The sequence below is a fragment of the Heyndrickxia camelliae genome (assembly GCF_002844575.1).
Classification (GTDB): domain Bacteria; phylum Bacillota; class Bacilli; order Bacillales; family Bacillaceae_C; genus Margalitia; species Margalitia camelliae.
Genome location: NZ_PIQO01000001.1, coordinates 629,801 through 644,830, shown reverse-complemented (window position 1 = coordinate 644,830; position 15,030 = coordinate 629,801). Strand labels below are relative to the sequence as shown.

The 15,030-nt window shown below is 35.5% G+C and carries 16 protein-coding genes; all 16 read right to left on the bottom strand.

Annotation, left to right across the window (positions count from 1 at the left end; genetic code table 11):
• Positions 1–38: 38 nt before the first annotated feature.
• The 16 genes from CWO92_RS03225 to fliM all read right to left on the bottom strand — a co-directional run bounded on the left by CWO92_RS03225 (position 39) and on the right by fliM (position 14,996).
• A complete protein-coding gene (locus CWO92_RS03225; protein ID WP_101352727.1) occupies positions 39–530 on the bottom strand; it encodes a chemotaxis protein CheD in 492 nt (163 codons plus the stop codon).
• Complete coding sequence (locus CWO92_RS03220) at positions 527–1,162, bottom strand: chemotaxis protein CheC (RefSeq protein ID WP_101352726.1); 636 nt, start codon at positions 1,160–1,162, stop codon at positions 527–529. Before CWO92_RS03220 ends, CWO92_RS03225 begins: the two co-directional genes overlap by 4 nt.
• 13 nt (positions 1,163–1,175) lie before the next feature.
• Positions 1,176–1,622 carry a chemotaxis protein CheW gene (locus CWO92_RS03215; RefSeq protein WP_101352725.1) on the bottom strand — a complete coding sequence of 149 codons (447 nt, stop codon included), beginning with the start codon at positions 1,620–1,622 and terminating at the stop codon, positions 1,176–1,178.
• 68 nt (positions 1,623–1,690) lie between these two features.
• Positions 1,691–3,715 (bottom strand): chemotaxis protein CheA, encoded by a 2,025-nt coding sequence (locus CWO92_RS03210; RefSeq protein WP_101352724.1) that lies wholly within the window; start codon positions 3,713–3,715, stop codon positions 1,691–1,693.
• A gap of 16 nt (positions 3,716–3,731) precedes the next feature.
• Positions 3,732–4,811, bottom strand: coding sequence for a protein-glutamate methylesterase/protein-glutamine glutaminase (locus CWO92_RS03205; protein ID WP_101352794.1), 1,080 nt, complete (start codon positions 4,809–4,811; stop codon positions 3,732–3,734).
• A complete protein-coding gene (locus CWO92_RS03200) occupies positions 4,811–5,686 on the bottom strand; it encodes a MinD/ParA family protein (protein WP_101352723.1) in 876 nt (291 codons plus the stop codon). Before CWO92_RS03200 ends, CWO92_RS03205 begins: the two co-directional genes overlap by 1 nt.
• Positions 5,683–6,822, bottom strand: coding sequence for a flagellar biosynthesis GTPase FlhF (flhF, locus tag CWO92_RS03195; RefSeq protein ID WP_101352722.1), 1,140 nt, complete (start codon positions 6,820–6,822; stop codon positions 5,683–5,685). The genes CWO92_RS03200 and flhF overlap by 4 nt, the downstream gene beginning before the upstream one ends.
• Positions 6,819–8,855, bottom strand: a complete 2,037-nt coding sequence (gene flhA / locus CWO92_RS03190) for a flagellar biosynthesis protein FlhA (RefSeq protein ID WP_101352721.1) — start codon at positions 8,853–8,855, stop codon at positions 6,819–6,821. Before flhA ends, flhF begins: the two co-directional genes overlap by 4 nt.
• A gap of 43 nt (positions 8,856–8,898) precedes the next feature.
• Positions 8,899–9,981: a flagellar biosynthesis protein FlhB gene (gene flhB, locus CWO92_RS03185; protein ID WP_101352720.1), complete on the bottom strand. Its 1,083-nt coding sequence runs from the start codon at positions 9,979–9,981 to the stop codon at positions 8,899–8,901.
• Positions 9,978–10,754, bottom strand: a complete 777-nt coding sequence (fliR, locus tag CWO92_RS03180; protein ID WP_101352719.1) for a flagellar biosynthetic protein FliR — start codon at positions 10,752–10,754, stop codon at positions 9,978–9,980. The genes flhB and fliR overlap by 4 nt, the downstream gene beginning before the upstream one ends.
• A gap of 4 nt (positions 10,755–10,758) precedes the next feature.
• The gene (gene fliQ, locus CWO92_RS03175; protein WP_101352718.1) at positions 10,759–11,028 is read right to left on the bottom strand and encodes a flagellar biosynthesis protein FliQ; all 270 of its coding nucleotides are present in this window, start codon (positions 11,026–11,028) and stop codon (positions 10,759–10,761) included.
• Between the two features lie 15 nt (positions 11,029–11,043).
• Positions 11,044–11,709, bottom strand: a complete 666-nt coding sequence (gene fliP, locus CWO92_RS03170) for a flagellar type III secretion system pore protein FliP (protein WP_101352717.1) — start codon at positions 11,707–11,709, stop codon at positions 11,044–11,046.
• A complete protein-coding gene (locus CWO92_RS03165) occupies positions 11,702–12,376 on the bottom strand; it encodes a flagellar biosynthetic protein FliO (protein ID WP_233269756.1) in 675 nt (224 codons plus the stop codon). Before CWO92_RS03165 ends, fliP begins: the two co-directional genes overlap by 8 nt.
• A 67-nt stretch (positions 12,377–12,443) precedes the next feature.
• Positions 12,444–12,806 (bottom strand): response regulator, encoded by a 363-nt coding sequence (locus tag CWO92_RS03160; RefSeq protein WP_101352716.1) that lies wholly within the window; start codon positions 12,804–12,806, stop codon positions 12,444–12,446.
• 20 nt (positions 12,807–12,826) lie between these two features.
• Complete coding sequence (gene fliY / locus CWO92_RS03155) at positions 12,827–14,011, bottom strand: flagellar motor switch phosphatase FliY (RefSeq protein WP_101352715.1); 1,185 nt, start codon at positions 14,009–14,011, stop codon at positions 12,827–12,829.
• Positions 13,998–14,996 carry a flagellar motor switch protein FliM gene (gene fliM, locus CWO92_RS03150; RefSeq protein WP_101352714.1) on the bottom strand — a complete coding sequence of 333 codons (999 nt, stop codon included), beginning with the start codon at positions 14,994–14,996 and terminating at the stop codon, positions 13,998–14,000. The genes fliY and fliM overlap by 14 nt, the downstream gene beginning before the upstream one ends.
• Between the last annotated feature and the right edge of the window lie 34 nt (positions 14,997–15,030).

The window sequence follows — 15,030 nt, the reverse complement described above, 5'->3', positions numbered from 1 at the left end:
TAGGGTGTTCATAAGATTTTTGTATAAGAAAAGAGCGCTTATATATATCGAATTTCTTGATTAACCGATCTGATTTGTAATAGAAATGTTTTAGGGTCGAATTCTATCGTTCTCCCTGAATGGCCACCCGTTTCTTCCGAGAGTAATGCTATTCCTTCTAATTTTAAGGCTGCTTTTACTGCTTCTACATTTCTTGGTCCAATTTTCATAAAATCATTCGTGGTTGAAAATGAAAACATTTCCGCACCGCCAGCAATTTTTGATTTTAAATGAATCTTTTTACAGCCAATTTTTATTAATCTCTCCGTCAATTCTTTAATTGCAGTATCAGCGAACTTTGCTTTATTTATTTCCTTCTGTGATTTAGCAATACTGGAATCCGGCAGCATCACATGCACTAGACCTGCAATTGCCAGAAAACTATCGTATATGATAACACCTACACATGATCCTAATCCTGTGGTCCTAATAGTATTAGGGGTGCGGACGATATTCATATCTGCTATTCCCACCTTCACGACTTCACTCATAATCCCACTCCTAAGGCTTGGAAAATGGTTTGAAAGGAGTCAGGATTTGGAAGGAGAAAAAATTGTCCGTTCATTGTATCTCCAAACTCATCCTTATCATCAGTTAGACTTGTATCAATAACAATAGCATAATCACTTGTTTGTGATAATTCAATTAACCCGTGGCTAATGATGGCACCGAACATGTCAAAACTAGCTAATGGAACGGATGGGTAAAGTTCCAGTTTTGTGAATTCCGATAAGGCAGTCAAGTAGGAACCGGCTAATATATTCCCCAATTCCTTGAAAGCTGAAATCCCTAATTCAGAGATGGGAGTCTGTTTCAATGAAAATTGAGAATCACCAGTCATTTGCTTAATAAAATTTTCACATTGTTGCAATGACAAAACAAAAAACATATATCCTGAAGCATCGCCTTCAATATGAAGCACTACACAGGCAACTATATTTTCAGAACCGCCTGCCATTTCCATCATTTGTGTAAAAGATTCAATGCTTACTTTCGGAACATTCATATCTATCTTTTTATTTAATAATATGGATAACGATGTTGCGGCATGTGCAGCACCAATATTCCCAATTTCTTTAAGGATATCTAAATGCATGCTTGTAATCTTTTCTTCTAGTCCCATTGCTGATATTCCCCTAATTTAATGGACTTACTATTTTTTCCAAGCTCATTATCATAATTAATCTCTTATTTAGGTTAGCAACACTTGAAATAAATTCTGCCTTTACAGAATTCACTACTTCAGGTTGCGGTTCCACTAACTCCGATGGAATATCTAGCACATCATTTGCACCATCTACCATTAGTCCAACCTCAACATTATCCATGGAAACAATGATAATTCTTGTTTTTTCAGTAAGTTCAATCGCTCCAATTCCCAACCGGTTTTGCAAATCAATAATTGGAATAATGACGCCGCGTAAATTGATTACACCTTTGATAAAGGAAGCGGTATTAGGTACACGAGTTATATGTAGTACCTTTTCAATTGCTAGCACCTGTTGTACAGGAATCGCATATTCATTCTCTTTTAATTGGAAAACAATCATTTTATTTTCTGTTTGTTCCACTGCATCCATCATAAAATAACACTCCAATATAAACATTTTTAGCGATGGTGGTGTATAACCATTTATCCATCAAAATATTACTACTTAATTAATGCATTACAATCGACAATTAGTGCTACTTGACCATCACCTAAAATAGTAGCACCGGAGATAGCAAATACATTTAATAAATAATTCCCCAATGATTTAAGGACGATTTCCTGTTGCCCAATAAAAGAATCTACTACTAAGGCAGCTGCTTTTTCAGCTTTCCTTACGATAATCACAGAAGTGTATTCACTGTTTTCAACTGCATCCGGTACATCAAATGTATCTTTTAAAAATACAAGCGGTACAACTTTTCCTCGAAAATCTATTACCTTCTGATCATGAGCGGTTAATATTTCAGAATTTTTGATTATTGCCGTTTCAATAATGGATGAAAGTGGTATTGCAAATTTCTCTTTACCAATCTCGACTAACATAACAGAAATTATTGAAAGTGTTAAAGGCAGTTGAATTATAAATACAGAGCCTGCTCCTTCTGTTGAATCAATAGTGATGGATCCGCCTAAAGATTCTATCGTGGATTTTACTACGTCCAGGCCAACACCTCGACCAGAAATGTCCGATATTTTATCTGCAGTAGAAAATCCTGAAGACATAATCAGTTCATATACTTGCTTATCTGATAAGGAATCGGCTTCACTTTCAAGAATAACGCCTTTTGAAATTGCTTTTTGCAATACTTTATCACGATTAATGCCTGCTCCGTCATCTGAAATTTCAATAAATACGTGGTTACCGCTATGATAAGCCTTCAAAGTAATTGTTCCATCTTCACTTTTTCCATTTTTCACACGCACTTCTGGGGTTTCGATACCATGGTCCAGAGCATTCCTTAAAAGGTGAACTAAGGGATCACCAATTTCATCAATTACTGTTCGGTCAAGTTCTGTTTCCGCACCAATTATTTCTAAATTAACTTTCTTATGTAAATCTCTTGCCAATTGTCTAACCATTTTTGGAAAACGATTAAATACCGTTTCAACGGGAACCATTCTCATATTTAATATAATATTTTGCAGGTCACCAGAAATACGAGACATTCTTTCAACAGTTTCGTGCAATTCAGGGTTATTAAGATCTTTGGAAATTTGCTCTAATCTGCCTCGATCTATTACAAGTTCCTCGAATAGGTTCATTAGAACATCTAATCTCTCAATATTAACTCTTATAGTTTTGTTCGTGTGGGTTACATGCTGAGACCCATTTTTCACTTCCTGTTGTTTTTTATCTCTTGGAGCAGCAGGTGTCTGTGGTTTATTATTCTTTTGAATTGTTTCATCATCTACGTGAGGCTTTAAATTAACAGGGATAATCTCTACCTTTTCAACCTCTGATACCTTCATTACTTTTTGCTGTATTTCCTCAGCCTTTTCGTTTGTTATAAGTGTAACCGTAAAATGACTGTCGAAATTTTCTTCCTCGAGCATCTCCACTGTAGGATTTGTTTTAATGACGTCCCCACATTTTTCTAGGACTTCGAAGACCATAAATACTCTAGCTGCTTTTAATAAGCAGTCAGCTCTCAAACCTACTGTAATCTCTACGCATTCAAAACCTTGTTCCATTGATTGTTTTAAAACAGTTTGTTCAAATTCATCATAATTCAATTTCGATTCTACCGTTTCGGAAGCTAGACTGGCTGCGGATTCTTGAGATGCTATACTTCCTTCCAGTGATTCACCTTTTTCGATTTTTTGCAGTTGGTCAATAACCTTGCTGACATCTCTTTTTCCATCTCCGCCTGCAGCAATAGATTCCACCATGACTTCTAAATCATCTACAGCTAGAAAAACTACATCTAAAATCTCCGTTGTAACGGAGATGATTCCATTTCGAATCCCATCTAACACATTTTCCATTTTATGCGTTAAATTTGCTAAATCTTCGTATCCCATTGTTGCAGACATACCTTTAAGTGTATGTGCAGAGCGAAAAATCTCGTTTACAATTGCTAAATCATCGGGATTTTTTTCTAGCAATAATAATTGCTCGTTACAGGCCTGCAAATGCTCCTTACTTTCTTCAATAAACACTTCTAAATATTGGCTTAATTCCATATGGTCCACATCCTTCTTAAGGCAAATATTTCATGATTGTTTGTGATAATTTTTCTAAATCTTCTATTTCATCTACTAGATTAGTAGCGATTGCCGCTTTAGGCATTCCAAAAACAATACAACTATTTTTTGACTCCGCAATAGCTTTAACATTTCCATTATTCTTCAATTCTATTAAACCTTGCGAACCGTCAGAACCCATTCCCGTCATAATCACTGCGATTTTATCATAATTTGACAATTTACTAATGGAATGAAACATTGTATCAACTGAAGGTCGATGACCATTTAATGGTGGAGCTTGATTTAAACTAATGACAATATTTGCACCGAGCTGCTTCACATGCAGGTGAAAATCACCGGGAGCAATGTATGCAGTTCCTTTCCGAATAATTTCGCCGTCTTCTGCCTCTTTTACATGAATTTTGCTAATCGTATTCAACCGATTTGCTAGTGACTTTGTGAACCCTGCTGGCATATGTTGAACGATAATAATCGGTGCTTCCAAATCTTTAGGAAAGCCAGTCAGTAGTGTTTGCAATGCTCTCGGTCCGCCAGTAGATATTCCTATACAAATTAATTTATTTTTGTTTTTCGCCCAATTTGTGCTTTGGCGTTTTTCTACGTTGGCTATTGTCACTCTTTCCGTTGACAGTATTTGCTTGCTTTCCGATGGATAACGGAGCTTTTCCAAGTTCACTTTACGAGCTTGTTTCACTTTTTGAATTAAATCATCTTTTACTTTTTCAAGGTCTAAGGAAATACTGCCTGATGGTTTCGTTATAAAGTCAACTGCCCCATACTGCATGGCCAGCAGTGTATTTTCAGCACCTAATTTAGTAGTACTTGACAACATAATAACCGGAGTCGGATATTCCTTCATAATTTTTTGTAATGCCTGAATCCCATCCATTATCGGCATTTCAATATCTAAAGTAATGACGTGTGGACGGAGTGTTTTTACCTTTTCAATAGCATCGAGACCATTTCGGGCTGTGCCGACAACTTCTATTAATGGATCACTTTTCAATATATCGGAAATCAGTTTTCTCATGAATGCAGAATCATCCACTACAAGTATTCTAAGCTTTTCCATCATCGACCCTGCCTTTCTATGAAAAAGTTGCGGAATTTTCGAATAAAACGATTTGATGTATCTGTTTGGAAGCTGGAGTCTTGAGTATCTCCTAAATATTGCTCCACCATTTTTTCCAATCTTACAGCAATACTTGAATTTGGAAATGCATGATAAAGTGGAACTTGAAGTTTTACAGCCTTTCTTACATGCGAATCCTCTAATAACACTCCTAGTAAATGAATATCCTTATTAAGAAATGTACTTACTGTTAATTGCAATCTTTCTAATGTATAAATGCCTTCTTTTTCCCGTTCTGCGCGATTACAAATTAGATAAAATTGATTAGCAGACTCCAAATTACTAATATACTTCATCATCGAATAGGCATCTGTTATGGCAGTAGGTTCAGGAGTTGTCACGACAAATATGTCATCAACAGATAAAAGAATTTGTAAGTTAGAGTTTGTCGCTCCTGCGCCCATATCAAAAATAATATAATCAAATAGATGCTGTAGCTCTTCAAGCCCCAAAATTAAACGATCAACCATTCTCTGGTCCAATTCCACTATATTAGAAAATCCGTTGCCTGCAGAAATAAACGAAACATTATTATTGCCTTGATAAATAATCTCTTGTAATGGAATATCTTGATATAAGAAATCGGAAATTGTTCGTTGTGCATCGGTTCCTAAGAGTACATGAACATTTCCCATTCCAATATCAAAATCAAATAATAAAACCTTTTTACCTCTTTTCGCCAATAACAATGCAATATTAATAGAAATATTTGATTTTCCAACCCCGCCTTTACCACTTACAACAGCAATAGTTTTAGCTATTTGAGCATTTTTATTTTTTATTTTCTCCCGAAGTTTTTCTGCTTGGTCTCTCATCTTTTTTCATCCTCAAATATATGATTTAAGATGATAGATGGTGTTGCTGCGTCAATATCGTCTGGAACATCTTGTCCATATGTTATAAAGGCGGTTGCTACTAGATAATCCAGCATGATATTCACCATTGAACCGTAAGTGGTAGTTTCATCTAATTTCGTAAAAATAAACTGGTCAATTCTAATCGATTGAAAACTGTCGATGATTGCTCTAATATCCTCTTCCTTCATGGTTAAGCTTAGTGTAAGAAGAGTTTTCATTTCTTTTCTGAAGTCAATAACCTTTTTCAATTCCTCGATATACTGCATTTCACGATAATTTCTACCTGCAGTGTCTATAAAAATGATGTCATATTCTTTAAACTTTTCGAGTGACTGATGAAAATCTGAAAGATTATAAACAACTTCCACCGGAACCTGTAATAAATTTGCATATGTTTTTAATTGTTCAATAGCTGCAATTCTATAAGTATCTGTTGTTATGAAGGCAACCTTTTTATGCTCATCAATAACAGCATTTGCAGCCATCTTTGCTAATGTAGTTGTTTTACCAACTCCTGTTGGACCAACTAAATTAATATACTTTTTGGAATATGCCTGTTCCTCCTCGGTATAAAGCAGCATAATCTTTTCTTCAAAATATTTTCTTCCCCAGCTAAAAATTTCTGATTCGCTTGGCTCAGCATTTGACGAACGCCAATGCTGTAATAGATACTCTCCGCAAAGCTGCATATATTTTGCTGCTATTCCTTGTTTATCTATGAATGCAAGAAATTTTTGTATAGATTCGGGAAAATAATCGAATGAAGCATTTTTTGTACTAGATGATAATTCTTCTACCATTTTCTTTAAATCTAGAAGCTCTTTTTGGATTTCGTTACTATTCACTTTCTCATTCTGTTTGATCTCCGGTTTAGACGGTACGGGCCTTTGTTTTTCTTTTATTTTCACCTGATTTTTGGAAGTTTGGGGATCAATGGCTGCAATGACCTCGAATTTTCTTTTTCGAAACAAACCTATAAATCCACCTGTATGTGTGACTTTTGAATTTAATATCACTGCTTCATCGCCAAGTTCTGCACGAATTTGTTTCATTGCTTCCGTCATATTAGAGGCAATAAATTTCTTCACTTTCATTCTATATTCACCACCCCAATACTTTGGACTTCAACATTTGCTTCCAACTCGTTATATGAAAGAATAGGAACTTGTGGAAAATAACGTTCGGTTATTTGTCTTACATACATTCTAACTGCCGGTGAACACAAGATGATTGGCTGAATACCCATAGAAGACTGCTGTTCTACTTGTTTTGCGACAGCCTCTAACATATTTTGTGAATCATTAGGGTCAATCGCTAAATAATTCCCATGCTCCGTTTGCTGAACACCATCAGCTATTATTTTTTCTATTTTTCCTGATAAAGTAATAACCCTTAAAATATTTCCATTTTCAGCAAATTGATGCGTGATTTGTCTGGCTAGTGCTTGTCTAACATATTCTGTTAATAAATCTGTATCCGATGTAATTTTTCCAAAGTCTGCAAGTGTTTCAAAAATAATAGTTAAATTTCTAATTGAAACATTTTCTTTTAAAAGTTTTTGCAAAACCTTTTGTATTTCTCCAACCGAAAGCGGATTAGGTGTCACTTCTTCCACTAAAATTGGAAATGTTTCCTTAACATGATCAATTAACTGTTTCGTTTCTTGTCTTCCCAGTAATTCATATGCATTTGTTCTCAGTATTTCCGTTATATGTGTAGATACCACAGAAGGTGGGTCAACTACCGTATAGCCATAAATTTCTGCTTGTTCTTTAGCTGATTCAGTAATCCATTTCGCTGGCAGCCCAAAGGAAGGTTCAATAGTATCGATTCCTTCGACCTTATCATCATCCATTCCAGGACTCATAGCTAAATAATGATCTAATAATAATTCACCTCGCCCCATTTCATTGCCCTTAATCTTTAATCGGTATTCATTCGGTTCTAGTTGAATATTATCCCTAATTCTTACAACAGGAATGACGATACCAAGTTCCAATGCAAGCTGCCTTCGAATCATTACAATTCGATCTAATAAATCACCGCCTTGATTGGTATCGGCAAGAGGAATAAGCCCATATCCAAATTCAAATTCGATAGGATCTATATTTAATAGATTAATAACACTTTCCGGGCTCTTCATCTCATCGGATTGTATAACTTCTTCCATTTCAGTAAGTTCTTCTTCATTTTGTTTTGGAACACGAGATAATCGAAATGCACCTAATGCTAAAGCACCTGCAATCGGAATAGTTAAAAAGTCATTGATCGGTGTCGCTATTCCAAGAAGGAATATCGTTGCTGATGCGATATAGAGCATTTTAGGAAAAGCAAGTAATTGTGATATAACATCTCTTCCTAAGTTGCCGTCCGATGCAGCCCGTGTCACGACGATACCTGTTGCAGTGGAAATTAGTAAGGCTGGAACCTGGCTAACAATACCGTCACCAACCGTTAATAAAGAAAAGCGCTGTGCTGCTTCTGCAATACCTAGTCCTTGCTGGGTCATTCCAATAATAATCCCAAAAATTAAGTTGATAGCAACGATAATAATACTCGCAATAGCATCTCCCTTTACGAACTTACTGGCACCATCCATGGCACCATAGAAATCCGCTTCACGCCCAACTTTTTCACGTCTTTGTCTTGCTTCTTGATCTGAAATCATCCCTGCATTTAAATCTGCATCAATACTCATTTGTTTACCTGGCATTGCATCAAGTGTAAATCTTGCTGCAACTTCTGATACACGCTCTGATCCCTTAGTAATAACAATAAATTGGATAATGATTAAGATTAAAAATACAACAAGTCCAACTAAAATATTACCGCCAACAACAAAGGTTCCAAATGTCTCTACAACCCCACCTGCTTGCCCTTTTGTCAAAATAGCTCTTGTTGTGGAAATATTTAATGCTAAGCGGAACAATGTTAATAAGAGCAAAAGCGAAGGAAAAACCGAAAATTGCAGTGGTTCTTTCATATTCATAGATGTTAATAATACGAGGAGTGCAAGAGAGATATTAACCAAAATTAATACACTTAATAGCCATGTTGGAAAAGGTATAATTAACATAGCTACTACTAAAATTACACTTATAAGTACAGACATATCTCTTGCTGCCATTTTGTTTCCTCCTACTATATAACCTTATTTCTCTCTATAGCTGCTAAATCTTATTTTTGATTCGGTAGACATAAGCAAGAATTTCAGCTACCGCTTTAAAAAACTCTTCCGGGATGGTATCCCCTATCTCTACTTGATCATATAATGATCTTGCTAAAGGTCGATTTTCTATCATCATAATCTCATGTTCATTTGCAATCATCTTTATTTTTTGAGCGACATAATCCACGCCTTTAGCAATAACAAATGGTGCATCCCTTTGTGTTTCATCGTATTTTAAACAAATAGCATAATGGGTAGGATTTGTAATAACTACATCAGCATTTGGAACCTCATGCATCATGCGGCGCATGGCCATTTCCCTTTGCCTTTGTTTAATTTTTGATTTAATTAATGGATCCCCTTCAGAATTTTTATATTCATCCTTAATATCTTGCTTTGACATTCTCAAGTTTTTTTCATACTCATAACGTTGATATAAATAATCCAGAATAGCCAGAAACAAGAGTGCAATGGAAGCAGCAAAACCCATTTGAAGAGTAAGACTTCCAATGATAGAAAGTGAATCACCTATTGATTTATAAGACAGACTCAAAACATCGTTCATTCTTCTCCAAAGAACTAGAAACGTCACAGTACCGACAAATACAATCTTCAAAATGGATTTTAATAATTCCATTACTGCCCTCATCGAAAATATTCGCTTAAAACCTTTTATTGGGTCGATCTTTTCCAATTTTGGCTGCATTGTCTCACTAGTGAAAATAAAACCCACTTGCGCAAAATTCGATGCAATTCCTGCAAATAAGGCAACTGCCAATATCGGACCAACAATATAAGCTATTTCTTTTAAAATATCCACCACAATCTTTTGGATGTTATTCTCTGTTAAATCCATGAGCATATAGTCTTGAAAGGAATGCCGCAGAATCCCAAAAAGATGTGGACCAATGAAGGAGGTCCCAAAGGATAAAAACAGGAACACAGCAAGCAATCCGATAGCCGTGTTAACATCCTGGCTTTTAGCAACCTGCCCTTTTTGTTTTGCTTCCTGGCGTTTTTTCGGGGTTGCCTTTTCTGTTTTATCTCCAGAAAAATATTGCAAATCCAAATGAATCCAATTCATGATGAACCCCCAATTAATTTCATTAGATCCCTCATAGTGTAAAACATATACTGAAACAAGTGTTGGCAAACAGAAAAAATAACTCCCATTACCACGATTAGAATAATAAAACTCACACCAATTTTAATAGGAAAACCAACCACAAAAATATTTAACTGTGGTACTGTTCTTGCTACAATGCCTAGAGCGACATCCACCAAAAACAAGGCGGCAACGACAGGAATCGACATCTGAAAAGCAATAATGAACATCTTACTGAACGTTTTTATAATAAATTCAGCTAAATTTGGATCCCCGAAAGGAATCATTTTATCAACTGGAATGAACTGATAACTATAGAAAATACCGTCTAAAATTAGATGATGCCCGTTCAAGACAAGTAATAATAAAATAGCAAAACTATATAAATATTGACCTATTAAGGGACTTTGCGTTCCGGTCATCGGATCTATAACATTTGCAATCGAGAATCCCATTTGGAAATCTATAAAACCTCCGGCTATTTGAACTGCTGAAAAAATTAAATATGCGATAAAACCAATAAACAGGCCAACCATTGCTTCCTTTATAATCAGCATAAAGTACTTTCCATCGATCGCTAATGGATGAATATCTATAGAATAATACATTAACCACGCTAATACAGCAGCAAAACCAATGCGGTGCACAGCAGGAATCGTTTTATAAGAAAATAACGGCATAGTGACAAAAAAAGCCGAAACTCTCATGAATATTAATAAAAAAATCGAAAATGAAGGAATTAGATTTTCCATTTTCCTATCCTATAAACCTAGTTAAATTGGAAAAAATATCACTTGCATAAGATAATATGTGACTTAGCATCCACGGCCCAAAAAAGACTATGCCAACCAAAACCGCAACTATTTTCGGAACAAAAGCTAGAGTCTGTTCTTGTATTTGTGTTGTCGCTTGAAAAATACTAACAATTAAACCGACTAACAGTGCGATGATTAGTAATGGACCAACTGTAATTAATGTAATATAGATTCCCTTTTCTGCTATGGAGACAACCATTTCTTCACTCATAAATTTTCACCTACTCTAAAAGCTTTGTAACAATGATTTGACTACCAAGTACCATCCATCTACCAAAACAAACAATAAGATCTTAAATGGCAAAGAGATCATTACAGGCGGCAGCATCATCATGCCCATAGACATTAAAACACTAGCAACCACCATATCTATTACTAGAAAAGGAATAAAAATCATAAAGCCAATTTGAAACGCTGTTTTTATTTCACTTATTGCAAATGCCGGTACAAGTGCAGTCATAGGGATATCTTCTATTTTTTTCGGCTGTTTTGCATGGGAATAATCCAGAAACAACTGTAAATCCTTTTCCCTTGTATATTTGCTCATAAATTCCTTAAATGGTACAGAGGCTTTATCATATGCCTGTTCTAACGTAATTTTATTATCAAATAGTGGAGTGAGTGCTTGATCGTTCACTTGATGAAAGGTCGGCGCCATGATAAAAAAGGTCAAGAACAGAGATAAGCCAATAATTACTTGATTAGGAGGCATTTGCTGTGTAGCAAGAGATGTCCTCACAAACGATAAAACTATAACAATTCTTGTAAAGGAAGTCATTAATATTAGAATTCCCGGTGCAACAGAGAGAACGGTTAATAATAGAAATAATTTCACAGCCGTAGAAACATGTTCTGGTGAACTATTATTAAAAATACTCATAAACTCATTCATCTGAACGTTTCTCCTTTTTGTCCAATTCTCTCATCATATTCTTTCTATCTTTTTTAATATTTGATAATTGTTCCTTTAATAAGCTTTGAAAAGACTGCCCTTGCTGCGATGGTTCCGATTTCCTTTTTAAATCATTTATGCGTTTGGATAGTTTACTAACAATATCTCTTGGCTCCATAGACCTTTCCATTTCTGCATCATACTGCTGGATAAGATCATCTATTTCTTGTTGGTCATCAATTTCTTTAAGCAACCGAATATCTTCACCAACACCCAAAATTAATATCCGTTTCCCTGCTTTTACAATCTGTAAAGAACGGTTTCCACCAAGCGAGGTACCGCCAAAATTTTGTACAAACCTATTTTGCTGATAGGACCTACTTTTCTTATTAATAAATCTCAGTAAATAGTATAATAATGCGATAACAAGTATAAGTGCAAAAATCATTTTTACCACGTCCAGAAAGGATACTACTGGACTTCCGGAATCAGCCTTGGTTTGACTTTTCTTTTCAGTGTTGTTGTTGCTTTTTTGAGTTTGTTGTTCTTTATTTTTTTGAAACATTTGATTCACATAAGTTGTCTCTGCATGGACAGTTTGGTATTGTCCATACAGAGGAATAAAAAGAAAGATGACCATTAATATTTTTAATAAATTTCTAAACAATCTACTAGACACCTTCTTGTTTACTGGCATATTTATTTTAAAATGGATTGAATTAGGATTGTTTCTATTAAGCTAATGTTTTTTGAATTGCTTCAATTACTCGATCTGCCTGGAATGGTTTAACAATAAAATCCTTGGCACCAGCTTGGATTGCGTCGATTACCATTGCCTGTTGACCCATTGCAGAGCACATTATTACCTTTGCATTCGGATCAAATCCTTTGATCTCCTTCAATGCAGTAATACCATCCATTTCAGGCATAGTAATATCCATAGTTACAAGATCTGGTTTTAATTCCTTATATTTTTCCACTGCTTGTGCACCATCTGATGCTTCCCCAACCACATCAAAGCCATTTTTTGTTAATATATCCTTCACCATCATTCTCATAAATGCTGCATCATCAACGATTAAAATTCTGTTTGCCATTTTTCTTTCCCTCACTTACATCATTTTAATTTTTTTATTCTGTCTGTTTGACTAACAATTTCCGTAATTCTAACACCAAAATTCTCATCAATTACAACAACTTCCCCTTGTGCGATGAGTTGGCTATTTAACAATATATCGACTGGCTCACCAGCAAGCTTATCAAGTTCAATAATTGAACCTGAACCAAGTTCTAAAATATCTTTGACTGTTCTTTTGGTCCGCCCTAGTTCTACTGTTACTTGGAGCGGAATATCTAAAAGCATATTAAGATTCTTTGTATCCGGAGCTTGTACAGGTACCTCCTGGAAATTCGAAAAAACAGCAGGTTGAACATTTACATTACTTTGCGGATTTTCCTTTGTTTTACTTGGAGAACTCGCATATGATGTGTCCGACATAGGACTACTTTCAATAGAAGCTTGAGATACAGTACCCATAGATTCTATTGTTTCTTGTTTCATAGATTGAGATCCTTCGAGATTTGTATTATGCTGTTCGACATTTGCGCTTGTCTGATTAGTCTCATGATTCATCAAGTCATAAACTAGACTATTTGCAAAATCTAATGGAATAACTTGCATTATGGATGAATCAATTAATGTACCAATTCTTAATCGAAATGATATCTTTACTAATAAGTCTTGGGACGGAAGTGTTTCTGTTCCTGATCCAACTGCAAAATCAATTAAATCAACAAGTGGAGGTGAAATATCAACTCGTTTATTAAATACAGTGGACATTGAGGTTGCTGCAGAACCCATCATTTGATTCATTGCTTCCTGAACTGCACTAAGCTGGATTTCATCCATCATCTCACCTGGATTTTCACCAGTCCCGCCCAGCATTAAATCTGCAATGATGGCAGCGTCGGTTTGTTTTATAACTAATAAGTTCATTCCGGTGAACCCTTCTGTATACCTTACTTGTATGGCAACATGAGGGTGAGGAAACTCATCCTTTAAATTTTCCCGTTTAATAATTGTTACTTCTGGTGTGGTTATATCAACTTTTTGGGATAGCAGTGTTGAAAGTGCTGTTGCAGAACTCCCGAATGATATATTACCTATTTCACCTAGCGCATCTTGTTCCATTAAGGACAAATAATCTTCTACAATCATTTCCTTAACGTCCTCGCTATCGTCGGCAGTTCCTTTTAATAGAGCATCGATTTCTTCTTGTGATAGCATATTACTCACTGTCATCATCCCCCCCTCTAAATACTTCTAATATTTGGATAGCCATTTTCTTTCCCACAACACCAGGTTGTCCAAGAAACTTTGTGGTTCCTTCAATATTAATCTTGATTGGTTCATTAATCCCTTGAACTAAAGGGATAATATCACCTTTGTCAAGACTTAAAAAATCCTCAATCGTAATCTCAGATGACCCTAATTGTGCCACTAATGGAATGGAGGCACTCTTTAATTTTCTTTCCATCAATTCAGTCTGGGCAGGTTCCTTTTCCTTATTATTTGACTGCATCAAATAATGGACTGAAAGCTTTGGAATAATCGGTTCGAGAGCAACATGCGGGATACATAGATTAATCATTCCGCTTGCATCTCCAATTGTTGTATTCATTGAAATTACCACAACGGTTTCATTTGGTGATACCATTTGCAAAAATTGTGGATTCACTTCAAATTCAGATAAAAATGGTTCAATATCTACCATATTTGACCAGGCCTCCCGATAATTTTCAAATGCCCGGTCAAATAGATTGGACATAATCCTCTTCTCTATTTCCGTTAAGTTTTCTACCTTATTAACGCTAGTTCCTTTTCCACCCATGACACGATCCATCATCGCATAGGCAATATTAGGATTGATCTCCATTAGGATTCTACCTTCCAATGGAGGGACCTCGAAAACATTTAAAATAGTCATTTTCGGAATCGAGCGAATAAATTCTTCATACGGAATTTGATCGGCAGAAGCCACGCTTATTTGCACATAAGTTCTTAATTGCGCTGAAAAAAATGTCGTTAATAATCTTGCAAAATTTTCATGGGTCCTGGTTAAACTTCTAATCTGATCCTTTGAAAATCGCAATGCTCTTTTAAAGTCATATACTTTAACTTTTCTAGCTTCTTCTTCTTTCTTAATATCCTCCGCATTCATCTCACCAGTGGACAAAGCGGATAATAGAGCATCTATTTCGTTCTGTGACAATACTTCACCAGACAATGTTCCCACCTCCTTTATGTAAACTTTTCATCAT